General features: G+C 35.4%; 9 protein-coding genes and 1 pseudogene. 5 read left to right on the forward strand and 5 right to left on the reverse strand.

The window, feature by feature from the left end; translation table 11 throughout:
* Position 1: 1 nt before the first annotated feature.
* The 4 genes and pseudogenes from ACEVFT_RS12285 to ACEVFT_RS12300 all read right to left on the reverse strand — a co-directional run bounded on the left by ACEVFT_RS12285 (position 2) and on the right by ACEVFT_RS12300 (position 2,994).
* Positions 2–820, reverse strand: coding sequence for a MerR family transcriptional regulator (locus ACEVFT_RS12285; RefSeq protein WP_393950059.1), 819 nt, complete (start codon positions 818–820; stop codon positions 2–4).
* A gap of 158 nt (positions 821–978) precedes the next feature.
* A pseudogene (locus ACEVFT_RS12290) lies at positions 979–1,550 on the reverse strand (recombinase family protein).
* Positions 1,551–1,707: 157 nt separating this feature from the next.
* A complete protein-coding gene (locus ACEVFT_RS12295) occupies positions 1,708–1,926 on the reverse strand; it encodes a hypothetical protein (protein WP_393950061.1) in 219 nt (72 codons plus the stop codon).
* A gap of 153 nt (positions 1,927–2,079) precedes the next feature.
* The gene (locus ACEVFT_RS12300) at positions 2,080–2,994 is read right to left on the reverse strand and encodes a DNA primase (protein WP_393950063.1); all 915 of its coding nucleotides are present in this window, start codon (positions 2,992–2,994) and stop codon (positions 2,080–2,082) included.
* A 417-nt stretch (positions 2,995–3,411) separates the two neighbouring features.
* On the opposite strand from ACEVFT_RS12300, the gene ACEVFT_RS12305 reads away from it, so the two are divergent.
* The 5 genes from ACEVFT_RS12305 (at position 3,412) to ACEVFT_RS12325 (ending at position 10,198) form a co-directional block, all read left to right on the forward strand.
* Positions 3,412–4,950: a dynamin family protein gene (locus tag ACEVFT_RS12305; RefSeq protein ID WP_393950065.1), complete on the forward strand. Its 1,539-nt coding sequence runs from the start codon at positions 3,412–3,414 to the stop codon at positions 4,948–4,950.
* Complete coding sequence (locus tag ACEVFT_RS12310) at positions 4,950–5,705, forward strand: hypothetical protein (RefSeq protein ID WP_393950067.1); 756 nt, start codon at positions 4,950–4,952, stop codon at positions 5,703–5,705. The genes ACEVFT_RS12305 and ACEVFT_RS12310 overlap by 1 nt, the downstream gene beginning before the upstream one ends.
* 6 nt (positions 5,706–5,711) lie before the next feature.
* The gene (locus ACEVFT_RS12315) at positions 5,712–6,476 is read left to right on the forward strand and encodes a hypothetical protein (RefSeq protein ID WP_393950068.1); all 765 of its coding nucleotides are present in this window, start codon (positions 5,712–5,714) and stop codon (positions 6,474–6,476) included.
* A gap of 21 nt (positions 6,477–6,497) precedes the next feature.
* Positions 6,498–6,947: a hypothetical protein gene (locus tag ACEVFT_RS12320; RefSeq protein ID WP_393950069.1), complete on the forward strand. Its 450-nt coding sequence runs from the start codon at positions 6,498–6,500 to the stop codon at positions 6,945–6,947.
* Positions 6,948–7,342: 395 nt separating this feature from the next.
* Positions 7,343–10,198, forward strand: coding sequence for a leucine-rich repeat protein (locus ACEVFT_RS12325; protein ID WP_393950071.1), 2,856 nt, complete (start codon positions 7,343–7,345; stop codon positions 10,196–10,198).
* A 126-nt stretch (positions 10,199–10,324) separates the two neighbouring features.
* Here ACEVFT_RS12325 and ACEVFT_RS12330 read toward each other — a convergent pair whose 3' ends face one another.
* A complete protein-coding gene (locus ACEVFT_RS12330) occupies positions 10,325–10,747 on the reverse strand; it encodes a hypothetical protein (protein WP_393950073.1) in 423 nt (140 codons plus the stop codon).
* Between the last annotated feature and the right edge of the window lie 162 nt (positions 10,748–10,909).

Genomic DNA, 10,909 nt, shown 5'->3' on the forward strand with positions numbered 1-10,909 from the left:
GTCAACACTTTATTGGTATTTGTATTTCTGTCAGATAGTCTTCTTTACTTCCGGAAATATAATGGTCAATTATTGTTCTTTCAATGGAGTCTCCGATAGCTTGGAAACCGTTATCCTTAATAAAATTCAGCAACGATTTATAATGTTCGGGGGAATTGTTATGATTTCCGTTATAATAAATACAGGCGTATCTTCCTTCTGGAAGAGATGTCACTAAAGGATTTTGAATATCATTATCTTCAACTAAAATAAATAGCGAGTTATATTCATTGAACTTGTTATTTAATATATTATTAATACTTATCGTAAGACCTACTCCCCCAATAAATATAGAAGAATTCATATTGGACAGACTTTCTAAACGTCGCAGGGCAATTTCCAGCTCTGGTTCTGAACTAATGCTTTTTATTAACCTTACTATCCTTCTCTCTTTTCTCTCCTTTATGAATGGAACTTCCAACTCCTTTATCTCTCGTGCTATTTTAATGTCCTGGATTCGATTTTGGAACCTGCGGTTAATTCGTTCCAGTTCTTTAATCTTTTCTTCAGTTAATCGTTTCTGTTCCTCTAAGAGATACAAAAAGCCATCGATATCTCTGTGATCCAGATGTTTCTTGATTTCCTTTAATGAAAAACCTAATTCCTTTAAATAATTTATGGTGTTCAATTGTTCAAATTGTTCCGTTGAATAGTATCTATAACCGTTGTTTCTATCCGTATGTATAGGTTTTAATAAATCAATTTCATCATAATATCTAAGGGTTTTTATGGTTGTATTATGGAGTTTAGCCATTTCTCCAATTGAAAATCTAATCTTCATTTTAATCTTCCTTAAAAATATTTATATTATCACTATAATACTCGATTATGTGATGTTAAACTAACCAGACCCGTTCGCTTATGTATATTTCTTTACAAACTCCAATTCTCTTACTAATTGTTATTAAACAATCTGGCCCTTTAATGGAGCAAGAAACACTATTTGTTCTCTTCCAATAACTTTCTATATAATGAGGATCTGGATACATTTGTAATTTCACAAATTTGATTTACAGTCATATTTCTTTATATAGCTTAACTGCATAATTCATTCCTGCATGATTTTTGTGATACTTCTTTAACCGTCCTTTGAACTTTCCTTCTTTCTTAGCCAACTCAATTCCTTCACGTTGTCGCATACGAATAAGATCTCTCTCTAATTGGTTAACACCAGCCATTACCGTAATTAAGAATTGGCTGTATGGATTATCTTCTGATAAATCTAGCCATGTATCTTTTAGTGATTTTAAACTTGCCTTTTTCCCTCTTATATCATCAATTAATTCAAATAAATCCTGCGTACTACGAGTGATCCGAGTTAAGTCTGTAACATAAATAATGTCGCCTTCCTGTAAATCCTCTAACATTTTTTGAAGTTGCTCACGATTTTTTGTTGCTCCAGAAACTTTTTCTTCAAAAATAATATCCATTCCGATTTCGTTCAGTTGCTGAAATTGCCTTAAAGGATTTTGGCTAGTCGAACTGACACGTATATAACCGATTTTCCGCAAAATATCACCCCATTTTTGAGACAAGTCTTATGAGACACTATAAATCCTTATTTTATCAGTCTACTATACTTATACCAATAGAGTACACCTTATTGAGACAGGATTTTTTACCTTACCGTTGTAAAACCATAATCCAGACGCTACTCCTTATACTGCATTATTTAATCTGGTTATCTTTCACCAGTGCATCTAACTTTGCTTCATAACCCGCACGAATACGTTCATTCTCCGCATGCATTTCAGCTACTTTGTCGTTGTACTTGTCGTTTTGAGCTTGTAACTTCGCTTGGTACTCACGTTCTACTTCTACAAGTGCCTTCTCGCGTTCGAGATCTTTACGCTCCTGCATGATTTCGAGGTCACGCGTATAATTCAACTGGGCGTTTTCTAAAGTCTTTTCCAATTTTATTCCTTATTAACTATATTCTTTCTCCTTTTTGAAAACCCTGCTTATAATTGGAATTTTTCATAAATTACGCTAAAAAAACGCTTCCTGTTGAAGGAAGCGTTTTTTCAGGATAAGAGGCATTTACTCCACCAGACGTTCGTGATACTGATGAAGTTCTTGCTTTAGTCGTTCAGAAAAATGTTCATCGATATAGTCCGCGATATACTGTTTTTTCTCGATTTCGATTTGAGTAGAACGGAAAAGTTTTCCGAAGAGTTGCCATCCTTTTTTTGCAGCATATTGCGTTAGGGCTTCGTTTTCAAGGCGCTTTAAGACGCTTTGTTCAATGTGTTTTTCTCTGATTTTGATGGCGATATCCTCTTTGTTTGACAGGAGGATCCCCTCTACTTTTTCGGCTAATTCCTGATTTTTCTGCTCCAGCTGTTCCGTTATGGATTGAAGCTTTTCAATTTCTTGCGAAGATTCGGAAGGAAGTGCTTTTATTTTTTGATGCAAAAAGTCCTCGTTTAAAGTGAGCTTCATTTCCTCAGTCTCTTCATCTTGCTCCATTTGAAATAAGCCAGTGTGCATAATCTGTGCAAGTGCTTGGCTTAGGGTATCTAAACGCTTGTCATTAATCGTGTCGGGTAAGTTTTCTTGAGCCGGTACTTGTTTGATGATATGCCCATCTTCATTCATGCGTAAAAGTTGTTTTAATCCTTTCACACGGTATTCATCTTTTAATAGAAGAAGCATGCGTAGCTTCAAAATCGCTTTGAAGTCTAAGCGTATAACGGTTGCTGTTGTTGGATTCGTTGCTTGTCCATCAAATAGGTATTCTTCAAATGGTTTGATGTAGTAACGGAGTTGGGCATCGGTTACGTCAAACCAACTCGCAACTTCGGGTGTGGAGTAGTACTTCTTCTCAATCAACTCGGCTAAATATGGCTCTGATAAAAAATGCTGCTCAGCTGGTGTTTCCTGGATTACTTGAAATAGTGGATCATTCGCAAGTACCTCTTGAATACGCTTCTCTATTGAAATCGTCTGTTCCATACGCTAACTCTCCTATCCTTCGCAAAAATTTCCAATTCTTTTCTACGCTATCGTACGTACAATTTTGCTTCTCTATTTTTTTCTATTCTATGGTGTCGTGTTTTATGCTAGTTTTCTTGAAAAAGAGCATAAAGGGATAGCAACAGATTTCCGAATTTACAACGCTAAGAAATATGCAAAATTTTATTCATTAAAGCCGATGGTCAGCATTACTTTAAAATCTCCTAATCTCTTGCTATAACTGACTTTCATTGATTGTGCATGAAAAATGTATAAACCCTGTTCATAAGAAAAGCCACATAGTCTCATGTCAGTTGAATTCATTGAAGGTATGCTGCATTTGGCTTGCGTTTAAAGTTACAAGAAATGACCAAAATAAGGTATAATTAAGGTAATTGAACATAGGAGGAATTTTACGTGAATTGTATTAATTGTCATAATAAAATTGGAAATGAAGATTTGTTCTGCCCAACTTGTCAAACATTAAATGAACAATATATCTTTAAAAATGAAGAGTTACAGACTGAATTCAAAAATAAAGTTTCAGAAATAACAACAATTGTAGAAACAAATATTCCGAGTACTGATTATATGTGGGACGAGTCTGTTTCAAAATTTGCTAACACAATCGAAAAAGCGGCAGCAATTCTTAACATGGATATGATAAAAGATCAAGTAGCTTCAAAAACATTTAAAGATATGGATAATCTATTGCAACGATGTAAATCAGCAGAATTTCATATTGCATTAGTAGGCGCTATTAAGGCTGGTAAATCTACGTTAATCAATGCTTTATTAGGCTATAATCTGGCTTCAACACGTGTTACGCCTGAAACGGCCTCTCTAACAAAATTCCGTTCAACTAAAGACAAAAATTTCGTGAAAGTTTCATTTTATTCGACTGTTGAATGGGACCGTCTATGGAAAAGTGCGCAAGAATCACGGGCAAAAGTATTTTTAGAGGAATATGCAAAATTAGAAGCAGATTCAATTAAAGCTGAGTGGCTAAATCGTGACTCTTTAACAGTATATTGTGAAACTGTTGAAGAATTAAAAGAAGAAATTCATAAATGGAGTTCATCAAAAGCTGCAACACACTACTTTGTTAAAGAAGTAGAAGTGGGTTTAACTGACTTTGATATGCCAGAAGGTGTTGTTTTTGTTGATACACCAGGATTAGATGATGTAGTTGCTTACCGCTCAGATATAACAAGAGATTACATTAATCGTGCAAACGCAGTACTAGTATGTGTCAAATCAGATGCGTTGACTGGACCAGAGATGGCGACAATTTATAGTGTTTTTGCCAACACACGATATAACCCTGAAAAAGTCTATGTCATTGCAACGCAATTGGACACATTAAATCGTCCAGAAGAAAACTGGAAAGAACAACGTGTTGAATGGTTAAAATATATTACAGATGAAGGAGCTTACGGCGATGCTCAACTTGCTAATCGTAATTTAATTCCTGTGTCTGGCTATCTTTATTCATTAATCAAAAACTACGATACTATCGAAGAAGGTAGCGAGCAATACTTTGATTTAGCATCCATTTTAATGAAGTTTAGAATTATGCCAAATAATATCGGTGAGCATGCACAGCGGTTATTAGATTTTACAGGTGTCGATGCGCTAAAACGTCAGATTGAAACAGAAATTGTAAATAATCATAAATTATTGTTAGTTCAAGATATTAGAGAATCATATTTGTTATGTAAAGAGGATATTTTAAATCTTTCGAAGCAAATTAAAGGTGCTCAACTAGAAATCATTGAATATAGTGAGAAGGATATTCAAGAGATTCAAAAGAAAAAGGCTCAGCAGGAACAAGAAGTACTAGAATTAGAAACAGATAAAAAAGAATTAGAATCTTTATTAACAATGGTGAAACAAACGACCTCTGCACGTGTAGAAGAACTTACAAAGGTTATTAGAGGAATGGCGGTGAAATAATGAAAATTATACCACCTATGCCACCCATTGATCTGAAAATGATTCCTTTGATAATTGAGGCGGGAAAAAAAGCTTGGCAGTTAATTGAAAACTGGATTGATAAGAAAATCAAAACTGTTAGCGAAAAACAACCTTTAACAAAAGAGTCTTCCGCAGCTGAATTCCAAGAGATGCACCAATTGTTTACGGAGCTACAGCAACAAATAGGTTCTACTGTACAAGAATTAGAAAAAAAAGTAGCGCTAGAAATTAATGAATATTTAGAACAATTTAGTTTTTTGTTAACATCAAACCCAAGTTTAAAAGGAAAATATCAAATTTCTACATTGAAATATGAGCGTGAAATTAGACGAATACTCAAGCAGTGCAACGGTTTTATCGAAAAGGAAGTAGCTTCATCTGTTAATTTGATAAACCCTGAAGTACATCAAATATTGATGATGCTCCCAGGTCAAAAAAAAGAACTAGCACTAAATAATTTTATTACAGGAGTTATCGAAAAGTCCTTAAATAGCTTTTCAGATTTTTTCCAAGAAGAAGTTAGTTACTTATCCTTGATAATTGAAGAAGATTTAATAGAACAAATAACTCAACTGAAACGAGTTGACGAAGAGCTATTAAAACAACTAACAATGCTAGAAGATTCATTTAATAAAGGAAATATAAAAAATGAAAATCTTCAATTAGGTGCTTATACGAAACTAGAATTTATAAAAAAATTAGAATGTTTATTGAATAATAATAATAAGGAATGATGTAAAATGGGAATTTTTAGCCGGATAGGGTCAGCAATCAGCTCGGGAGTAAAGGCAGTAGGAAGAACTGTCGGGACGGTTGTAGAAAATGCAGGGAAATGGACTGGAAATAAGAAATGGGAAAATATTGGACGGAATATAAAAGATTTTTGTAGTGATGTTGGGGAATATCATTCATATGATAAAGATACGGCATCAGCTGCTGATACAGCAAATATTAATGAACTTTTAACATTATTTAGCTCTAAACTTAAAGATCAAGCAGATGAATTAGAGGAAAACGTATTAAAAGACGTTCGTGAATATTTTGAAGATGTGATTAGTCAAATTGAGGACTCTGGAGTTGAAATTCCAACGAAACAATTTAGGAGAGCTATGACACAAACTGAACGTAATATAAAAGGGAAATTAAAGTCGCATTTAGCAAAAAGAGTATCTATTGATGATCAAGAATGTTTAAATATTTTAGCGTTAGCACCAGGAAGTGAAAAGACATCTAAAATGGATAAGTTCGGTAGAAAGGTACTTGAAGAAGGTTTAGACCAACTCTCTAAACAAACAGAAGAAACAGTTCAAAAGTATAATGCGGAATTACACGATTTGTTAAATCAATTGTTAGAACAACAAGAAAAGAATTTAAATCAAATTCAATTGCAGTTCAATGAAATTTTAGAAAAAGCTAATGGTGAAATGGTTGATAAAGAAGCAGCTAAGCTGAAGCCAGTCATTTTATTAAAAAGTGTTGAGCAATTAGAGAAGGCTGTCAGTTAAGCTAAGGAGGAATAGGAAATAGTGGGTTTTTGGAATACTCTTGGATTATCTAGTAAAAAAGATAATGATCAGTTGCATGAAGAAATAAAACTGTTGAAGCAAACGATTGAAAATCAAAGTATGAGTCAAAATCTAATGATTGAAACGAATATGAATGAAATTTTAAAGTCAATGTCTAAGCAAAATGAACAATTTTTATCGCTATTGAATACACAAATGGAAGTAATAAATAATAATAATTTATATATTACAGAACAAATTTCTAATTTAGAGAAGTCAACAAGTGAAAATCTAGATACGCAAACAAAAGAAGTAACTAAAATTTTGAAATTACAAAACAAAAAAATACAAAAATTGGATAATTCAACGCAACAATTAGAAAAAATGAATGCAGAGATACTTAAGTCCATGCAAGCCATCTGGTTAATTCAATTGAGTCAGCAAGTAGAAAACGAGTTAATAAAAAAATAAAATTTTTTCTGTAACGAATCCATTTCATAAATCATAACCATTGTGGGACAAGGTTTTTGAACGAGCCGCTAAGACATATCTTATCTGAAGACCTAATAAATGGTACCATAGAGAAAAGTAACTCCCTCCGAAAAGTGGCTGGGACAAAAGGTATTCAGCCATAAAAAATGAGAAAAGCCACAAACGTTGTCAGCGAACGTTCCCTATGTATCATTTGGGAACGTTATTTTGAATGGGTTTGTATAAAAAAATAATTACTTAATTTTAAATTTTTAACCTATTTTTAACCTATTTTTAACCTTTGTATGTTATTTTTTACTTTTGTATGTTCTGAATGCTAGAGAAGTTGACGTTATTCGTACATAGAAATCACAAGAAAGAGAGGGACTTACTACATGAAAAAACTATCTAGCCTATTCCTAATCGTGTTACTCCTCAATTTACAATGGGGAGGTACAGCCGTATATGGTGCAACAAATAGTGAAGCAGATTTTGTAACAAGTCCAAATGCTACAGGTGTTACTATTACAAAATACAAAGGAACAACAAAAGACGTCATTATTCCAGACACAATTAAAGGTCAAACAGTGACTAGTATTGGTTATTCTGCTTTTGCATCTAAAGAGCTAAAGAGTGTGACAATTCCTGCTAGCGTGACAAATATTCAGAATCATGCATTTGATTCTAATCAGCTAAAGAGTGTGACGATTCCTGCGGGCATCACTAATATTGGGATTAGAGCCTTTTCTAATAATAAGCTAGAGCATTTGACAATTCCATCGGGCCTGAACAATATCGAAAGTAGTGCTTTTGCTTCTAATGAACTAAAGAGTGTAACAATTCCAACTAGCGTGACCAGTATTGATCATTCTGCTTTTCGGTATAACAAGCTAGAAAGTGTGATTATTCCGAATAGTGTGACTAATATTGGACCTTATGCCTTTGAGTATAACAAGCTAACAAATGTGACGATTCCATCTGGCGTGACTATTATTAGCGATAGTGTCTTTGCTTCTAATAAATTAGAGAGTGTGACGATTCCATCGGGAATGATCAATATTGGTTTTGCTGCTTTTCAGTATAACAAGTTAGAAAGTGTGACAATTCCAGATACCGTGACCAATATTACAGCTACTGCCTTTGCGCATAATCAGCTAACTAATGTCACGATTCCATTGGATGTAATCAGTATTGGGGATGCAGCCTTTGCATATAATCAACTAAATCATATTGAATTTAAAGGACAAATTTTAAACCTTAATAAGACAGCGTTCTATAAACAAGGCAAACAAGGAGATACTTTTCATGGGTGGTTTGAGGATAAATTGTACACTAATAAATGGACAGAGACAGTTGAAACTTCTATGACAATTTATTCAAAGTGGAACCCTTACTCAATAGGCACTGTTATATTACCGAAAACAGGGCAACTAATCGTAGACGATAAACAAAATTTTGAACTAATCGAAAATTTATCTGATGGAACAACGCAAAATCAAACAGCAAACACGGTATTTACCGTAAGCAATCCATCCGTTGCGACGATGCAAGGAAATACCTTAACAGCCATCGCACCTGGAACGGTGACGGTTAAAGCAACCTATGGGAGTTCATCGGATACAGCGACGATTACGGTGAATGAAGCGCCTGTCAAAACAACCGGCATGGTGTTATCACCAAAAACAGGTCAATTGATAGTAGGGGAGGCACAAACATTTGATCTAGTCGAAAATCTATCCGATGAAACAAAGCAAAATCAAACGGCAAACGCTGTATTTACCGTAAGCGATCCATCCGTTGCGACGATGCAAGGAAATACCTTAACAGCCATCGCACCTGGAACGGTAACAGTTAAAGCAACCTATGGGAGTTCATCGGATACAGCGACGATTACGGTAGTGAATCGAGTGATACCACCTGTACCACAACCAACGCCACAACCGGTAGTTCCTTTACCTGAGCCATTGCCAACCCCATCCCCGCCATCGGATCAAATTTCGATTCAGCGTGTGATAGAAAATGGGGTGGTCAGCTACCGAGGCTACGTGACTTTAGAAAATGTACAAGCGATTATTCAACAATTAACAAATGGAGAGGAACGCGTGGTACGTGTTCGTTTCCCAGCGGAAGCGGCAACTGTTGAAACAACATTGGACGTCCAACGTGCAGCGGGTGCGTTTTTAGCTGAACAAGAAGTCGATTTGTTGATAGAACTAGCAAATGGAAAGATCCGTATTCCGCATACGTCACTGAATGATTTTACAGAAGCACTCTATTTCCGAATCGTTCCGGTTCCATCAGCTGCACAGGAGCCAATCGAAGAAAACGCACAACAAAATGAACATGTGCAGACGTTTGTAGGGAATCGAATGACTGTGAATTTATTAGGTCAGCCGGTCACAATTGAAACGAATCTACAAAATCAGCCGGTGACCATGACATTACCGATTCCAACAGACGTGACAAAAGAACAGCTACAAACATTATTTGTCTACATCGAGCATAGTGACGGAACAACAGAAGTCAAACAAGGGCGAATCGTCGAAATGGCACCAGGTGTCCAAGGGTTTGTATTTGACGTGACACACTTCTCCACATTTGCCTTGATGTATGCAACTGAACAAGAAGAAGTGACAGAAGAGAAACTCGTAGTACCCTATATTAAAGGCTATCCAGATGGTACCTTTAAACCAAATGCGGCGGTGACACGTGCTCAAATGACCACAATGTTAGCCCGTTTCTTAACAAATGGGAAAATTCCAACAGCCCAAGCAACTTTTGAAGATACGGAAAAGAATACTTCAAAGGATACGATTGAGTTTGTGAAACAAGCTGGTTTATTTAATGGCACAACCCAAACCAAATTTGACCCGAATGGGACAATTACCCGTGCCCAAATGGCGGGTGTCATCGCACGCTGGGTAGATACAGTGTGTGCACAAGAAGACACGAAAGCGTATTGTCAAACCGCTAAGCCCGGAAAAGTCTTTTCTGATGTTGCAGCAAGCCATTGGGCTGCCTCATCGATTGAAAGAGTAAGTGCCCTCGGCATTATGACTGGAAACAGTGCGACAACGTTTAATCCGAATGGTGCGTTAACACGTGCACAAGCGGTAAAAGTCCTGAACCAATTATTTGAACGACCAGCAGTAGAAAACATCACCGAATCAACATTCCGTGATGTACCGGCTAGTCATTGGGCAATCGGAGACATTGAAGCAGCTGCAACAGAAATGACGATGAAAAAATAAGACAAAAAAGACACCTGTCTGATTGGGATTCAACTCCCATCAGATAGGTGTCTTTTTTGTAGGATAGAACGTTACCAAAGCGGTGTTTGGTCACATTTTGAAATGTTTGTTATACTAAATAGCAGGTTAGTTGAATATTAAATTTATCTTTGAAACAGATAATAATATGTGATAGTAAATATTAGACGCTATAAAACAACAGATTGAAAATGGAATAACATCTTCTAGATAGATATCTTGGTTAAGTATACTTAGAAAAACAACACCAAAAAGTATACCCGCTAACGAATATAAAACTAACCCGAATAAATAACCTGTCCATTTTAAACTTTTGTTAAAATTCGCAACTAGCTTATCAATAAAAATCGAAAGAGGCAATCCTACCAGAAAAAAAACAGGTCCAGCATAAATAATGACTAAGCTAAACGTTTCTGAAAAACTAGAATAATAAGCATTAGGCTCCCGTTGAGAATTGGGTACAAAGGAAAACCAAGAAAATATTGCTGCAAATAAAATGGTAGATAGTACTCCTGTTAAGAACCTTTTCATAATTTTACACCTCCATGAACCATTAAAAATTAATCTTTTTAGGGTTATATTCATTTTAGCATTCTAACTGAACTAAACTGCCTCCGTTAGTTGAAGTACAACATTCCCAAACCATCGTTTTGTGACATTTTATAAAAGAATGTTATTCAAAAATATGGCCCG

The organism is Lysinibacillus sp. PWR01, from assembly GCF_043359455.1.
Taxonomy (GTDB): Bacteria; Bacillota; Bacilli; order Bacillales_A; family Planococcaceae; genus Lysinibacillus; species Lysinibacillus fusiformis_F.

Bases quoted from the DNA above. Each gene is read 5' to 3' on its own strand.
- ACEVFT_RS12310 (WP_393950067.1), top strand. From the start codon at position 4,950: ATGAAAATTATACCACCTATGCCACCCATTGATCTGAAAATGATTCCT.
- ACEVFT_RS12325 (WP_393950071.1), top strand. From the start codon at position 7,343: ATGAAAAAACTATCTAGCCTATTCCTAATCGTGTTACTCCTCAATTTA.
- ACEVFT_RS12330 (WP_393950073.1), bottom strand. From the start codon at position 10,747: ATGAAAAGGTTCTTAACAGGAGTACTATCTACCATTTTATTTGCAGCA.
- ACEVFT_RS12300 (WP_393950063.1), bottom strand. From the start codon at position 2,994: ATGGAACAGACGATTTCAATAGAGAAGCGTATTCAAGAGGTACTTGCG.
- ACEVFT_RS12315 (WP_393950068.1), top strand. From the start codon at position 5,712: ATGGGAATTTTTAGCCGGATAGGGTCAGCAATCAGCTCGGGAGTAAAG.
- ACEVFT_RS12285 (WP_393950059.1), bottom strand. From the start codon at position 820: ATGAAGATTAGATTTTCAATTGGAGAAATGGCTAAACTCCATAATACA.